This window comes from Vibrio sp. qd031 (assembly GCF_002100145.1).
Classification (GTDB): Bacteria; Pseudomonadota; Gammaproteobacteria; order Enterobacterales; family Vibrionaceae; genus Vibrio.
Map to the genome: position 1 here is coordinate 187,382 of NZ_JXQD01000018.1, position 14,864 is coordinate 202,245.

Consider the following 14,864-nt stretch of genomic DNA (forward strand, 5'->3'; position numbering starts at 1 on the left):
TCCCCACATCGAGTCACCATCTGTAAGTGACGACGTTTGAGAGATCACCTCTTGCGCTGAATTCACCGCTTCGGTGATATCGAATAAGGTATACGACAGGGTTAAAGTGTGAATGTTGTCGGGTACATCAGGCTCGATATAGAACAACAGCCCCATGTCTGTCTGCTGTTGAGCCGCCAATGGCTGTTGGTTAAAGCAGAAACACTCAACTTTATTAAAGTAGCTCGCCCCCATTCCAGGTGAAACGGACGGAACAGCTTGCGCGACCATGGCTTGCTCGGTGCGATTTTTAGCCACAAAGTGGGTTTGAATCACCTCTCCTGGGTGCACATCTATCACTTGCTTATTTGGATAGAAATCCCAATGCATGCCGGAATTTATGTGAGACATAAGTTCTATACGGATCACCCGCGAGGTATCCACTTCAAGGGCATTGGGTATCGTTGCCGCCACTTCTGACGTTTTGCCATTAATCCCTAACTGCTCGCACATGATGTCGTAGAGCGGAACTAAAGCATACCCAAAACCAAACATCGCCACCACCGCCAAAAGCAGTTTCATTGTCAGTTTAGAATGAACTGTACGTTGTGATTGCTCTTTGTGGGATGACTGATGTTTTGACATGTTCCTATCCTCAACTAATCCACTTTAGGCGGTGTTGAAAAAGTATGATGGGGAGCTGGGCTTGGAACTGTCCACTCTAACCCCTCCGCTCTTTCCCATGGTTTCGCATCAGCTGGCTCTCCGCCACGTACACACTTGATCACAATGTACACAAACAGAAGTTGCGACAACCCAAATGCAAAACCTCCAATCGACACAATTTGGTTTACATCCGCAAACTGAATTGCATAGTCAGGAATACGTCTTGGCATTCCTGCAAGGCCTAAGAAGTGCATAGGGAAGAACAGTAAATTAACCGAAATGATAGACAGCCAGAAGTGCCACAGACTCAACTTATGATCGTACATATGACCTGTCCATTTAGGCAGCCAATAGTACGCCGATGCCATGATTGAGAAGACCGCACCAGACACCAGAACATAATGGAAATGCGCAACCACGAAGTAGGTATCGTGATACTGGAAATCGGCCGGAACAATGGCCAACATCAACCCAGAGAAACCACCAATGGTGAACAGTACAATAAACGCAATAGCGAACAGCATAGGCGTTTCAAAGGTTAACGCTCCTCGCCACATTGTCGCCACCCAGTTAAAGACTTTGACCCCTGTAGGCACCGCGATCAGCATGGTGCAATACATAAAGAACAGCTCGGCAAACACTGGCATGCCGGTGGTAAACATGTGGTGCGCCCAAACCAAGAACGACAGTAAGGCAATACTACAGGTTGCATACACCATCGAATGATAGCCGAACAGTTTTTTACCACTGAATGCCGGAATGATTGCCGACACAATACCAAACGATGGCAAAATCATAATGTACACTTCGGGATGACCAAAGAACCAAAAAATGTGCTGGAACATCACTGGATCGCCGCCACCTGCGGCGTCAAAGAAGCTGGTACCAAAATACTTATCAGTGAGTACCATGGTCACCGCACCAGCCAGTACTGGCATAACGGCAATCAATAGAAATGCGGTGATTAACCATGTCCATACGAACAGAGGCATTTTCATTAACTTCATTCCTGGCGCGCGCATATTGAATATGGTTACGATGACGTTAATGGCCCCCATAATGGAACTGATGCCCATAATGTGAACAGAAAATACAAACAGCGCCGTACTATCTGGCCCGTATGTCGTCGACAATGGCGCATAGAAGGTCCAGCCAAAATCGGGGCCTCCACCGGGTAAAAAGAGTGAGCCAATTAAGATGAGAAAGGCAAAAGGCAGTATCCAAAAACTGAGGTTATTCATCCTTGGCAGTGCCATATCTGGCGCGCCGATCATCAAAGGGATCATCCAATTGGCGAGGCCGGTAAATGCGGGCATAACCGCACCAAACACCATCACCAACCCATGCACTGTCGTCATCTGGTTAAAGAACTGTGGCTCGACAAATTGCAAACCTGGCTGGAACAGCTCGGCTCGAATCACCATCGCCATTGCACCGCCAGTAAAAAACATCAGGCACGCAAACCACAAATACAGCGTACCAATATCTTTATGGTTTGTAGAAAACAACCATCGACCTATCCCTTTGGGCGCAGCGTGATGATCATGGTCATCATGCCCGTCTGCCACACCTGGTTGATTTTGAGGATCCAATATATCGCTCATAATACGATCTCGCTTCCCTATTCTTAAAATCCTAAGCCGCTGCTACTGCGCCGCTCTATCACTGACATCTTTTGCTTGTACTGTATCGCCAGTGTCATTGCCCCACGCATTCCGCTCATAAGTCACTACAGCTGCAATCTCTTCTGCAGTGATCTGATTTTCGAAGGCTTGCATTGCCGTGCCTTGTGCGCCGTACACCACAACGTCGATATGCGCGCCAATATCACCCAGCGCAATAGGGCTGTTTTTGAGTGCTGGGAACACCCCTGCCAAACCTTCTCCATTTGCCTGATGACAAACGGCGCAACGCTCCAGATACACTTTTTCACCTAGCGTCATCAATTCGTCCATGGATAACGTTTTTTCTAATGCGGCGGCTTGTTGTTGTTCTGCTTGCTTAGCTAACTCTTTTTGCTCGGCAAGCCAGACGTCAAACTCTTCAGGTTCGACCGCGTGTACAACGATTGGCATAAAGCCGTGGTTCACCCCACATAACTCGGTACATTGTCCCCGGTAAATACCTGGTTTATCGATTCGAGTCCAAGCTTCGTTAATGAACCCTGGGATGGTGTCTTTTTTAACCGCAAAATCGGGTATCCACCAAGAGTGAATGACGTCGTCCGAGGTCAACAAAAAGCGGACCTTTTGACCAATGGGCAACACTAAAGGCTTGTCTACCTCAAGTAGGTAATGCTCTCCTTTAGGTTCGTCACCAGAAATCTGTTCATTTTTAGTCGACAGTAAACTGAAAAACTCGACGTCTTCCCCAAAATAGCTGTAATGCCATTTCCATTGGGAGCCGGTTATTTTGACTGTGAGGTCTGATTGAGACGTGTCTTCCATCGCAATCAAAGTTTTGGTCGCAGGGATTGCCATACCAATGAGTATTAGTACGGGAATAACGGTCCAAATAACTTCCACTTTGGTACTTTCATGAAAGTTCGCAGGAACAGCTCCCCTCGATTTTCGATGCGCAAAGATGGAATAGAACATAACCCCAAACACCACAACCGCAATAGCGACACAAATGTAGAAAATCAGCATGTGTAGCTCGTACACATCCTGACTAATCTGTGTGACACCTTGTGTTAGGTTATAGGAAGATTGACTCACTGCATCAGCATGCACTGTGTTGCTCACACCCAATAGGGCGAAGCTCAACATAGGCAATGCCGAACACAAGCGAGTATTCAGTAATCGCTTCAAAAGATCTCTCCTTTGCCTGCTTATTCTTTACAAAACCGTTACAAGCGTCTACTCACTCGCAAGGTTTAGGAGCCTTCCTAGCTCTAAATAAGCCAAATCAAATGGTATACAGGACCAGATCACCACTTAGCGCAGTCCCAAAATCATAATGTTATAGTTATGTTAATAAAGGCTAGTTAAGAATTGAGCTTCTGCAAGAGACAACCTCAAAAAGTTGTCACTGGTCGGATTTTTACATCAACAAAATGAAGAAATTACGACTTTTGTCGTATAAAAATTAAGTGGCTATCTCACGATCAACCATCTGTTGCCGTAAAAAGGAGACAAAGGTCAGCAGACGTGTGGAATGTTCAATTTTGGGAGGGTAGATCATCCACACTTGCCGTTTTTCTACTTGGTAATCCGTCAAAGCTCTCTGTAATCGGCCCTGATTAACATGGTCCCACAACAAATGTTCTGGTACGCGGATCACACCATCACCGGCTAGTGCGGCTTTCAATAAAATACCGTTTTCATTCACGGCGAAACGTCCGTTAGCTTCAATCACTAACTCTTGTCCCTCTTTTTGAAATCGCCACCCTCGCCAATTTGGGAAGGCCATACAATTAAGCGCTTTTAAATCGTTAGGGTGCTGCGGTAGCGAATGCTTCAACCAATAGTCTGGAGAAGCCACAACCCAGTGACAGTAAGACATAAGGTGCCGTGCAACCATATTTTGCGGAGGATTTTCTGTCACACGGATCGCCAAATCAAAATTTCGCTCATGGAGATCTTCTAAATGGTGACCAACCTCAATATCAAAACGTATTTCAGGGTATTGCTGATTAAATTCCGAGCAGACGTCATATAAAATCGCATCTGCAAACGCAACTGGCGCCGTTAAACGCAACACCCCAGCGACATCTTCATAGCTGTGTTCGAGGTCTCGCTCTAAGTCGAGAAGCCCATGATGCATCGTTTTTGCTTGTTGTTGTACGCGGCTGCCTTCTCGAGTAAGTCGCACAGAACGAGTGGTTCTTATCAGCAACTGAGTATTGAAGTCTTGCTCTAACTGACGCACTTGTTGGGATAAATAGCTTCTCGAAATCCCTAGCTTATCTGCCGCTTTCGAAAAACTAAGGTGCTGGGCTACCTCATAGAACAGAAGCAATCGTTCAAGTTTTTTATGGTTCTTATTCATTGGTCATCTCGCCTCATTGTTTTATTCACCATAATACTCAATTTTTATCTATTGTTTGTTATATCACTCAGTGTTTTCACTTTTAGTGGCTTTTTGTTGGTCACCTTTGCCTTCTATACTTGAGTGAGTTTTTCTAACTAATTATTCAACTCTTACAAGGTGTATTATGGATTATCGTCGTCTTGGCCGTAGCGGCCTACAAGTCAGTGAGTTTGGTTTAGGGTCTTGGGTAACGTTTGGCAAACAGGTCGATCTCTCTGCAGCTAAAGAGATCATGGCTCACGCCTACGATGCTGGGATTAATTTCTTCGACAACGCCGAAGGGTATGAAAGTGGTGAGAGTGAGCGCCTTATGGGGCAAGCCATCGAGCAACTTGGCTGGTCTCGAGATAGCTTTATCGTTTCAAGCAAAGTGTTTTGGGGTGGAGAAAAGCCGACTCAACGTGGCTTAAGTCGTAAACACGTATTCGATGCTTGTCATGCAGCCCTAGCGCGCCTCCGAGTAGATTACCTAGACTTGTACTATTGTCATCGCCCAGATATTGATACGCCAATATATGAAACTGTACGTGCCATGAACGATTTGATTGTCCAAGGCAAAGTCATGTATTGGGGTACGTCTGAGTGGAGTGCGCAACAAATCACCGAGGCATGGGCTGTAGCTAAAGCTGAAAACTTACACCCACCAGTAATGGAACAGCCTCAGTACAACATGTTAGTACGCGATAAAGTCGAAGCAGAGTACTTGCCGCTTTATTCACTCACTGGACTCGGCACCACCATTTTTTCACCATTGGCAAGTGGTCTTTTGACCGGAAAATACCTAAACGGCGTGCCTAAAAACAGCCGCCTAGATCTACCGGGATACGAATGGCTGCGCGATATGTTGGTAGGGGACAACAACAAGCTAGACCAAATTGCCCAACTGAATAGACTAGCGGGCGAGTTAGACATGCCACTGCATCACCTAGCATTAAACTGGTGTTTGCGAACGCCTAACGTAAGTAGTGTCATTTTGGGGGTATCTAAGCTTGAACAGTTGCAAGATAACCTACAAGCGCTGGAGTTAAAGCCGAGATTCAACAACGACACTTGGCAGAAGATCGATGACATTTTAGGTAATAAACCTGCGGGTCCAGAGCGCTTTTAAGGCCGAATCTGGTGTAGCGACGATCACCCCAAATGCCCTGTAATGTTCGGCTTTAAACGGCCATAATAAGTTTACTACTGGCCGTTTCGCCGACAACAGATAGCGTAATAAGAATAACAAAAAACCCCAACGGGACAAGCCCATTGGGGTTTCTATCTTTGCTCGCAGCGCTCCAGCTACTACAGATGCTCCCTGCATCAACTCCTTGATAGACAATCAATCCTGATCTGTCCTGACGCGCCGTCCTAGCGGTATCCTTTTACATCCATATCGCTAACCTATCCTAGCTAGCTCATCACCTAAATCTGATGATTCCGACAGTCCCTGTTTGCAACACCCTGTTACAAAGCCACAATCCTTAGTGGTGTCCTACATCATCCTGACGTTAATCCTGCCTCATCCCGAGGAATCCTGTTGTCCCTATTCGCAACATCCTGCTACGAAATCACAATCCTTAGTGGTGTCCTACATCATCCTGATGTTAATCCTGCCTCGTCCCGAGGTGTCCTGCTGTCCTTAATCGCAACATCCTGCTACGAAATCACAATCCTTCGTGATGTCCTTCAGTCCTTTCTTACTCTCCCTGAGCAAGCACGTCCTTGGTGTCCTATCCTATCTAGGTATCCTACCTAGAGGCTGTCCTTAGACTTCGTCCTGAAGTATTTCCTTGTCCTTGTCGTCTCCCTGTCGACATGGATATAGTCGCGCGATTCTCAGTTTTGAACAATGTACATATCGCACATACCTATTGGACAATATTTAGAGCTAAAAATAAAAACCAAACAATTACAAAGAGTTAAATTGTTTTATGAGCTATAATACATCGTACAAAGCGCATAGTCTTACAGCCTGTGTAAGCGATCTCTCACAAAGGTTATAGTCATTTTGAACACCATCAAAATATCTTCGCTAAACCAAGATCACTTTCTATTCACAGCGCTGATGTCTAGAGTATTACTAGTATAAATTTCGGTGATGTATATGACAGATATCAACACAACGCGGCAAGCCAGTTGTCAATGCAATCAAGTGGACATTCAAACCAAGGGCAAACCGGTTCGTTCTGCTATTTGCCATTGCTTAGCGTGTCAAAAACGCACTGGCTCTGTATTTGGCGTCCAAGCACGATTTTTAACCTCTCAAGTCAGCGTATTTGGAGAATTAGTGTCGTTCACCCGAATTGCAGACTCTGGCCATCAAGTCACCCACAAGTTTTGTCCGCAATGCGGTACCACGATGCTTATGTCTCTATCTAACGCCCCAGACTTTACTGTAGTGCCATTAGGCGTCTTTAATAGCAACGATTTTCCATCTCCCGCATTCTCTGTTTACGAATACCGCAAGCATGGCTGGGTCGCCTTTAACTGCGAAATGGATCATTTTGACTAGGTTTTATTCACAATCGCCTTACAATTGACCAATTTATTTATGCATACCAGCATAGAGAACTGAATATTTAGATAAAAACAATGAATAGTGTTGCAATTATTAAAGGGGAAGCTTATTCTTGCGGTCAATAAATTAGGGTAAGACATTACCCACAGATGCTAACCAGTCCGTCGTGGTTTAAAGACTATGAAAACAGAAAAAAATAAACACTCATTTTGGGTATTTCTTATCCCATCACTTATTGGCCTATTTCTCTTTATGGCGCCGATCACTTTTAACGGTGACATCACCATCCCAATCGCAGTCATGGCAAAGTCGCTACTTGCTGCCCTAGATGGTACAGCCGTTCCAATCGTCACCGCGATCATTGCTGTCATGTCTTTTGGCACTATTGTGTGCCGAATTAAAACGCCGTCAATTGTCGCCAATAGCGAATTTCTAAACGCGCTATTTAACCCATCACCACTGTGGTTTGCTGTTCGTCTTATCGGTGGATTTGCTGTTGTCGCGACGTACTTTCAAATTGGCCCAGAGATGGTGTGGCATGAGTACACGGGTGGATTAGTGCTTAACGATTTACTGCCAACTCTGCTGTGTGTATTTATCTTTGCCGGTATGCTACTGCCTTTACTGCTTAACTTTGGCTTGCTAGAGCTTATGGGTACGCTGTTTAGCAAAATAATGCGCCCTCTATTCAACCTTCCTGGCCGCTCAGCAATCGACTGTATGGCTTCTTGGTTAGGCGACGGCAGTGTGGGCATATTGATGACCAGTAAGCAATATGAAGAAAAGTTTTATACTCAGCGCGAAGCAGCAGTAGTCGGTACAACGTTCTCTGCAGTATCTATTACATTTAGCTTGGTTGTGATTGCGCAAGTTGAGTTAGAACACTTGTTCGTTCCATTTTATGGTGCTGTTTGTTTAGCGGGTTTTGTTGCCGCGGTAATCATCCCTCGCCTACCACCTCTAAGTCGCAAAAAAGATCTCTTCATTGACGACAGCAAACCAAGCAGCGATCACACTGGTATCCCAGAAGGCCATACAAGCTTTTCTTACGGCATGGAATTAGCACTTGCGAAAGCAAACAAAGTGACGTCATTCTCGTCCGTTGTAAAAGAAGGCGTAAAAAACGCTGCAGACATGGTTCTTGGGGTTCTACCTGTAGTAATGGGTATCGGTACCATCGCGTTGATCATTGCTGAAAACACCAGTGTGTTTACCTTTCTTGGTCAGCCATTCATTCCTTATTTAGAACTACTTGCTATTCCAGAAGCTGCGGCAGCGTCGGAAACAATGGTCGTAGGCTTTGCTGACATGTTCATTCCGTCTATCTTGGCGGCCTCTATTGAAAGTGACTTAACACGCTTTGTGATTGCGGCAATGTCGGTCACTCAACTTATCTACATGTCTGAAGTGGGTGCGCTGCTTCTAGGTAGTAAAATTCCGGTCAATATTGGTGAGCTGTTTATTATCTTTATCCTGCGTACCATTATTACACTGCCTGTCATAGCGGGTGTTGCTCATCTCATTTTCTAATGTTTGAGTAGTACTATCATAAAGCCCCAGCCATTCACTACGGTTGGGGCTTTTTAGTCTAATAATTCGCTCAATGACAAATACCGCTAACTATTAATCAGCTTTATCACTAAGCAAAACAGCATTGGCAGCAATCCAGCGACAAACAGACCCATAGACCAGCTTCTATTTGCGGCGTTCATCACAGCATCCGCTTTTTTGGCAGCGGTAAAATCAACCATACTTTTTACTTTGCTATTCATTGATATGGGATCTGCTGCATCATTCGCAGCGACTGAGCGAGATGTACGAGTTAAAAAATGCAATACGCCCGAGACTGCCCAAAGAACCAGCGCCATAAAAAAGGCAACATCGCTGAGTGACTGAATACCAAAAGCATTGTATTTGTCATCCAGATACAGCACTGCAACATAACTTAAGGCATTGCTAATAATAATAAAATTAACAAACCGAAACATACTCCCCTCCTAGCCCGCACACTTTTCTTGTTGGGATAGGCAGAAATGTAACACTAACCAGTTTATGCATCTGACTTTATATTGCTTTGTGAGGCAGCGATCACTTCTTCGCCCGTCATCATATGCGTATGATTAGAAAACTGATAAAATGCGGGTTTCTCTTCGACAAAAATCTGATGGGTAAAATCAAACTCTTGGTCAGTAAATAAACCCACAGACACAATAAACTCATCATTAGGCTTTAAGTAATAAAATAAATGAGTGCCACAACGTCCGCAAAAGCCCCTGTCGGCCCATTGCGATGAGGTATAACGCTCGGGCTCTTTCCCAGTAAATAGTGCCTCACTGCCCGCTGATACGGCCATATAGGGTCCTGATGTCCACTTTCGGCACATTTCACAATGACAAGCCCCCACCTCTTTGTTGTCGGGAATCTCTACTCTGATTGCACCACACAAACATTGACCTTTCATTTCAATTTCCTTTACCCGTTTCACCCAATTCTGTATTGAACGCACCGCTTTTAACGCCGCGGTTTAACGCTCGTTCCACCCTTTGCCCGCCACCACTTTGTCACGGCACTTTAGAATTCTAGACTCTCGGGTCTTAGACTGCTTTGCACCGTTAAAATGCAGTAAATATCCTCGCTGCCTACCGGGAGTTAATGCGCCAAACGCCGCACTATAATCAGAGTCGCGCTCAAATAGGGCCAGGAGCTCCACGGGATAATCATCGCGTGAAACCACCTTTGTTGGTATTTTTTGGCCACTTTGACTAATTTTAATCGCCTGTTCTATAAAGCTTTTGAGCGAGTCACTCACACTTTTTACGCTATCTATTGAGGTGACTTTTAGATAGCGAGCATGTTCTGAGTTTTCACCGGGCTTCTCCAGCAATTTTTCAGGGTCATTAATAAGTGCACCTTTAAAAAACGATACTGTTGCTGCGCTTTTTAGTGCACTTAACATCAATATGTTTTTTCCATCAAAGGTGTAGCATGGGCAGTGCCACTTAATCTCCTCTGTGAGCCCCGAACTTCGTATGATGCTACGCAACTCGGAGAGTTCATCTTGCCAGCTATTCACCTTGCACTGAGGTGTGTTGCCTAACTCGCAACGCCCGCACCCAGACTCCAAGAACTGCTCAACGCTAGTGGGTTTAATAGTCACAACAACTCCTTGCGATCAATTAGCTGCCCAAGTTGACCTATATCAACGCAGATCAACTCTTTGAATAAATTAATAAAACTATTTTAGACCGCTGTGGTCTACTAATCGAATACGGTGCGAATAACTGAGATGACTGCAGCAAAAATGTACGTCCCAAAACGCTCAATAAACACATTTTCGAGTACAAAAAGGAAAGGTTCTTCCATGAAAAAGGGACTCATTTTATTTACAGCGTCGACACTATCCCCTTTGGTTTTAGCCTCAACACTCGTGTATGAAGCAACGCTGACAGATGGCAACCCCCTACTCAAAATAACCGTTGATACAAGGGAGATTGAAAAGTTTGAGGTGATTAAACCGAGAAACCTCACAGCGGCCAAACCTCTAAAATTTGCCTGTCATAAAGGTGAGCAAGTTGTTGAAGGTGCTTATAATCATTCACTTACCTGTGACGCGCTAAGTTGGGAGCTGCCGTTTTTACAAACCGACCCGTTAGGCTTTAACATCGCCGAGCAGACTAATCAGTATTCTGCTGAAAAAGGGTGGTTCTTTTTTAGCGAATGGTCATCGCTACCTAGAGTGCAAACGGACCAAGGCATCAAGGAAAGTAAGCTGTGTGTACCAGGCGTACTAGAAAACTGTTTCGACCTACCGACCTTAGATCAAGCTCCGCTTTTGCTCATGTGGGGAATAGACTCAATTGTCATAAGCGAACAGAATTACCGGTTTGAATTGCGCAGTGATGTGCCAGCGGTCATCGACAATCAAGCACAGTGGTTACCTACTTTTAAACAGCAATTGAAGTATCTGTCGCACGTATTCTCTGCACCTCAAGAGATTAACTGGCAAATGAATGTATTTGGGCGCGAAATGGAGACGGGTAATGTGAGTGGCGCGGCAGGGTATAGCTCTATTAACGTCAACGTTCCTCTCAAAGATGGAGCCTTAGTCGATGCCTCCTATCCACACCTGCTAAAGATTTTGGCGCATGAAGCCATCCACGGACTCGACACTCGGGTGCATCCACTGTGGATCACTGAAGGACTCGCAGAATACTATGCACAGAAATCAGTTAAACAGACGCCTTTTGCATTACCGGATGCCAAAAGTCAATGGCAAGCCATCGCTCAACGGCTGCCCTTTGCGGCGACTGGACTTCTTCAAGCCAATCGTGACCTTGTTGAACTCAATCAGCAGCACTATCAAATGCTGTTTTACACCAAAGCGGTGTCGTTTTGGCAGCAACTCGATGAAGAGCTCAGTGCAGCTGGGCAATCATTGGACACTTATATGCCGCAATCATTAGCGGGTGAGGACTATCAGTTATCAACGGAGTTTACTCAAGCTGTCATTAGCGCGATAGGCGCTGAGAAATGGGCTCAATTAACCGAAGTATATTTATAGTTTTTCGTCCTAACTTTGAACATAATGCTTAGAGCTTAGCGAGAAACGCTTTGCTCTGGCGAGGTGAGCGCAAACGAATAAATTGAATATGCGCGTATTGAGGATCGGCCATCATTGACTCGTATCGCTCGACATTACTGTGATAGGTTTTTAGGGTCCACAATATGACCGAGTCTTTGCTCATAAACGATTTTCGAAAGGACTCTTTATTGCCTGTTCCGGCCCATAGTTCCTTGCGAGTTAAACTTCTTATAAAGGCCCGCTTAACAGCTTGCAAGACAGTCCTTGTGTAGGAGTAATTGATCCATATGACTGTATCGACATCCCGCCACTTTACCGGCACGGTGCGGTTGTAGTTTCCGTCCAAAACCCAACGCTCAGTGGCGGTTTCCTGACGAATCTTTTCAAAAAACTGCTCATCGGGAGTTTCACCCCAATTGGGCAACCAAAACAGGGCATCTAGCTCTATATGAGGCACCTGCAATTTCGTAGCGAGCGTGCGGCTAAAGGTGGATTTACCACTGCCACTGGTGCCCACAACGTTTACTTTTAACAGTTTTGACGCGTTCATTTTTCCCTCACTATCGCGCTTTCGATATGCCGTTACACAAAAACAGTAGTCGTATTTTCAGGCAGTAGGGTATAGTCTTTATACAGGATTTCAATACTTTGTGAGCTTTTATGGACAAACTGATAGAACAAGAGATTGCGCTGCATCAGCACCATACTCGCACCGACGTAGCAACGATTAAACGTTTACTCGATCCACAGTTTCTTGAAGTTGGTCATTCAGGTAAAACCTTCGACCTCAGTTGGGTGCTCAGGCATCAACCCAACGAAAAGCCTAGTGAAGTCCAAATCCACTCGCAAGATTATCAAGCCCACCCATTGTCCGATACCGTAGTCATGCTCACGTATAAAACCACATGGAACGATGGGATTGGCAACATTACTCGGCATACAAAACGCAGCTCGATCTGGGTGCGAAATGGAGAATTGTGGCAAATGCGCTATCATCAAGGCACACCCTGTGAGCCGTTTGCGCTAACCAGAAATTGCTCTGCTGTCACCGAGGATTAATACCCACCAAAGCAATTACCTGATCAGTTAATTACTTCGATTAATGGTATAAACCGTCAAAAAAAGAGACGCTGCAATAGCGTCTCTTATGGGTTTACATCTAGCCGCTATACATTAGCGCCCATATTGCTCAACAATAAACTGTTCAAACGCATCGCACATAGCGCTGTCTGACTCTGTATTGATCGCCAATTGTTTCGCGCCATCGACCACTTCAATCGACGCATTCAGCGACGCTGGCGCCGCTTGAGTACGCGTTGAAAGTGCTGCTATTTTTTGCTTCTCACTGTCCCAAGCTTGTTCAACCGTTTGATTACAGGCATCCGCTAAATACTTAGCGTTAAATCCTTCGCCAGTAAGCGCACGAATGGTGTCATCATGAGACACACTGTTACCAGGGTTCCAGTAGTGTTGTGCCAGCAATGGGCCAATTTCTGGGTTATCGGTCAAATAGCCAAACTTCTCGGTGAAGTAGGCACGAGTTTGGTAAACCGCCATGTGAGCCAGCAAATAACCTTGGTAGGCACAGGCCGCTTCATCAGACAGTAAGTGTGGGATGGCCATTAGTGGGCGCGGGCTACACTCAATGCCTAAAATATCTAGCTCACATTCGCGTGCAAGCGCGGTTGCGCGCTCTGGAGTCAGCTCTTCGTCACTCAACTCATAGAGGGCACGTTCAAAGTAAGGCACCACCAAAATACTGCGCTCTTGATACGCAGAAAATGGCTGGCGACTTTCGATCATCGATTTGATGATGCTATCTGGAACCGCTTCTCCTTGATCGTTGATCGCATACTGTTTTAGCCAATCAGCGTCAGTGAGCAACGAGTCACAAAACATGGATTGCGTTTCGGCATAAGCCATTGAGGTTGGAGCAAATTCTTGAGAAAAGCTTGGTGAGTTTAGCTTAACATTCGCAAAGTGTGCTGCGTGCCCGCCTTCGTGAAACAGAGTATTAATTCCATCAAAGCCGCTGCCAACCTGATCCGGTTTTGCGTTACTGGTAAAGTTCACTTTTGCAGGAACCCACTCACCTTGATCCACAAACGATGGAACAGGCCCGTGACAAAAACCGTTAGGATATTTGCCCTTTCGATCCAACAGATCAAGGCAAAGCTCTGCACCAGAGTAATCGATATTCAGACGGCCAAACGACTCCACCCAACGGCGTAAAGACTTAGAAAAAGGTACGTATGGGTCAAGCTCACGCATGACATCGCCAGCAAACGAGTAATTAAAGTTATACCCTTTAAGGGCTTGCTCACCTTTCTTCTCAGCCAACTCTTTTAAACTACGTTGATGCGCATCACGAGTGCGAACCTCAAAGTCATCCAAAATGGTGAATAGCTGTTCCGTGGTCATATTTTCGGTCTTTTCGATCGAGTAGTCGAAAAAGCTGTTGTAGCCCAAAGAGCGCGCAAACTGATTACGCAGTTTCACAAGCTCTAAAAAGCCATTGACCAGTAACCATTGCTCAAGATCCAGTAAAGCTTGGTGGGCAGATTGGCGAACCGCCTCGGAGCTGTTGGCACGAATGGTCGATGCTAAAACAGGTAATGAGCCTTCAACTTGCTCACCTTGCTCATTAACGAAAAATTGCTGATGAGCCTGTTTTTTCTCAAACAGATCTGCTTCAAATTGGATCAATTTTGTTTTAAGTGCTTGTGCTTGCTCACCTTCAATCGCGTGCGACTTAAACATATTAAGCCAGCCGGTTAGGCCTTGAATGGTTGATGCTTTAATTTCGTCATCGGCAATCTCTTCTGCTGCAAGCAACTGCGCTTTGACTTTTTCAATCTGACTGGCGTCACTCAAAAAGTCGGTCCACTGGGTTTGCGCTTTAGTCGAACCCGCGTGGTCGTCGCTGATCCCCATATAGGTTTCCCAGAAAAAGTCCTCTTTGGTTCTGTGAATGCTGAGGTAAGTGTGATTTAACTGATTGAGGTAGTCTGTAGCCGACATAATGATCCTTAATTCCATGGATAAACGTTTGGCGAATGCCTAAAACCTGAAACATTCTACTCTTAGTTGCCAGAGAAATCA

12 protein-coding genes and 2 pseudogenes are annotated in these 14,864 nt (G+C 45.4%); 5 read left to right on the forward strand and 9 right to left on the reverse strand.

The annotated features are described in order from the left end of the window. Window positions 1-27: 27 nt before the first annotated feature. The 4 genes and pseudogenes from ST37_RS06740 to ST37_RS06755 form a co-directional block, all read right to left on the reverse strand. Window positions 28-624, reverse strand: a pseudogene (locus ST37_RS06740) (cytochrome c oxidase assembly protein); the annotation flags it as partial. 14 nt (window positions 625-638) lie between these two features. Further along, window positions 639-2,198, reverse strand: a pseudogene (gene ctaD, locus ST37_RS06745) (cytochrome c oxidase subunit I); the annotation flags it as partial. 93 nt (window positions 2,199-2,291) lie between these two features. Continuing rightward, a complete protein-coding gene (coxB, locus tag ST37_RS06750) occupies window positions 2,292-3,455 on the reverse strand; it encodes a cytochrome c oxidase subunit II (RefSeq protein WP_084884860.1) in 1,164 nt (387 codons plus the stop codon). A gap of 277 nt (window positions 3,456-3,732) precedes the next feature. Further along, entirely contained in the window at window positions 3,733-4,635 is a 903-nt protein-coding gene (locus ST37_RS06755; protein ID WP_084884862.1) for a LysR family transcriptional regulator, read from the reverse strand. A 166-nt stretch (window positions 4,636-4,801) separates the two neighbouring features. On the opposite strand from ST37_RS06755, the gene ST37_RS06760 reads away from it, so the two are divergent. From ST37_RS06760 to ST37_RS06770, 3 genes are all read left to right on the forward strand, one after another. Then, window positions 4,802-5,785, forward strand: coding sequence for an aldo/keto reductase (locus tag ST37_RS06760; protein ID WP_084884863.1), 984 nt, complete (start codon window positions 4,802-4,804; stop codon window positions 5,783-5,785). Between the two features lie 981 nt (window positions 5,786-6,766). Further along, window positions 6,767-7,174 carry a GFA family protein gene (locus ST37_RS06765; protein ID WP_084884865.1) on the forward strand — a complete coding sequence of 136 codons (408 nt, stop codon included), beginning with the start codon at window positions 6,767-6,769 and terminating at the stop codon, window positions 7,172-7,174. 186 nt (window positions 7,175-7,360) lie between these two features. Beyond that, entirely contained in the window at window positions 7,361-8,710 is a 1,350-nt protein-coding gene (locus ST37_RS06770) for a YjiH family protein (protein ID WP_084884867.1), read from the forward strand. An 86-nt stretch (window positions 8,711-8,796) separates the two neighbouring features. Here the strand turns inward: ST37_RS06770 and ST37_RS06775 are convergent, their stop codons facing one another. The 3 genes from ST37_RS06775 to ST37_RS06785 all read right to left on the reverse strand — a co-directional run bounded on the left by ST37_RS06775 (window position 8,797) and on the right by ST37_RS06785 (window position 10,337). Then, entirely contained in the window at window positions 8,797-9,168 is a 372-nt protein-coding gene (locus ST37_RS06775) for a hypothetical protein (RefSeq protein ID WP_084884868.1), read from the reverse strand. A 62-nt stretch (window positions 9,169-9,230) separates the two neighbouring features. After that, on the reverse strand, window positions 9,231-9,641 hold the full coding sequence (locus ST37_RS06780; protein WP_084884870.1) for a GFA family protein: 411 nt from the start codon (window positions 9,639-9,641) through the stop codon (window positions 9,231-9,233). 63 nt (window positions 9,642-9,704) lie between these two features. Then, a complete protein-coding gene (locus ST37_RS06785; RefSeq protein WP_197687455.1) occupies window positions 9,705-10,337 on the reverse strand; it encodes a DUF1801 domain-containing protein in 633 nt (210 codons plus the stop codon). Window positions 10,338-10,541: 204 nt separating this feature from the next. Here ST37_RS06785 and ST37_RS06790 point away from each other — a divergent pair, with 204 nt between their 5' ends. Continuing rightward, window positions 10,542-11,741: a hypothetical protein gene (locus ST37_RS06790; RefSeq protein WP_084884872.1), complete on the forward strand. Its 1,200-nt coding sequence runs from the start codon at window positions 10,542-10,544 to the stop codon at window positions 11,739-11,741. A gap of 28 nt (window positions 11,742-11,769) precedes the next feature. Here the strand turns inward: ST37_RS06790 and ST37_RS06795 are convergent, their stop codons facing one another. After that, window positions 11,770-12,312 carry an adenylate kinase gene (locus tag ST37_RS06795; RefSeq protein ID WP_084884874.1) on the reverse strand — a complete coding sequence of 181 codons (543 nt, stop codon included), beginning with the start codon at window positions 12,310-12,312 and terminating at the stop codon, window positions 11,770-11,772. 110 nt (window positions 12,313-12,422) lie between these two features. Between ST37_RS06795 and ST37_RS06800 the strand changes: the two genes are divergently transcribed. Further along, complete coding sequence (locus ST37_RS06800; RefSeq protein WP_084884875.1) at window positions 12,423-12,821, forward strand: nuclear transport factor 2 family protein; 399 nt, start codon at window positions 12,423-12,425, stop codon at window positions 12,819-12,821. Window positions 12,822-12,935: 114 nt separating this feature from the next. On the opposite strand, the gene ST37_RS06805 is transcribed toward ST37_RS06800, so the two are convergent. Further along, the gene (locus tag ST37_RS06805; RefSeq protein WP_084884877.1) at window positions 12,936-14,783 is read right to left on the reverse strand and encodes a M3 family metallopeptidase; all 1,848 of its coding nucleotides are present in this window, start codon (window positions 14,781-14,783) and stop codon (window positions 12,936-12,938) included. Window positions 14,784-14,864 lie beyond the last annotated feature (81 nt).

Coding starts and splice junctions, on each gene's coding strand:
- ST37_RS06805 (WP_084884877.1), bottom strand. CDS start 14,783: ATGTCGGCTACAGACTACCTCAATCAGTTAAATCACACTTACCTCAGC.
- ST37_RS06765 (WP_084884865.1), top strand. CDS start 6,767: ATGACAGATATCAACACAACGCGGCAAGCCAGTTGTCAATGCAATCAA.
- ST37_RS06780 (WP_084884870.1), bottom strand. CDS start 9,641: ATGAAAGGTCAATGTTTGTGTGGTGCAATCAGAGTAGAGATTCCCGAC.
- ST37_RS06800 (WP_084884875.1), top strand. CDS start 12,423: ATGGACAAACTGATAGAACAAGAGATTGCGCTGCATCAGCACCATACT.
- ST37_RS06770 (WP_084884867.1), top strand. CDS start 7,361: ATGAAAACAGAAAAAAATAAACACTCATTTTGGGTATTTCTTATCCCA.
- ST37_RS06795 (WP_084884874.1), bottom strand. CDS start 12,312: ATGAACGCGTCAAAACTGTTAAAAGTAAACGTTGTGGGCACCAGTGGC.
- ST37_RS06775 (WP_084884868.1), bottom strand. CDS start 9,168: ATGTTTCGGTTTGTTAATTTTATTATTATTAGCAATGCCTTAAGTTAT.
- ST37_RS06760 (WP_084884863.1), top strand. CDS start 4,802: ATGGATTATCGTCGTCTTGGCCGTAGCGGCCTACAAGTCAGTGAGTTT.
- ST37_RS06755 (WP_084884862.1), bottom strand. CDS start 4,635: ATGAATAAGAACCATAAAAAACTTGAACGATTGCTTCTGTTCTATGAG.
- ST37_RS06790 (WP_084884872.1), top strand. CDS start 10,542: ATGAAAAAGGGACTCATTTTATTTACAGCGTCGACACTATCCCCTTTG.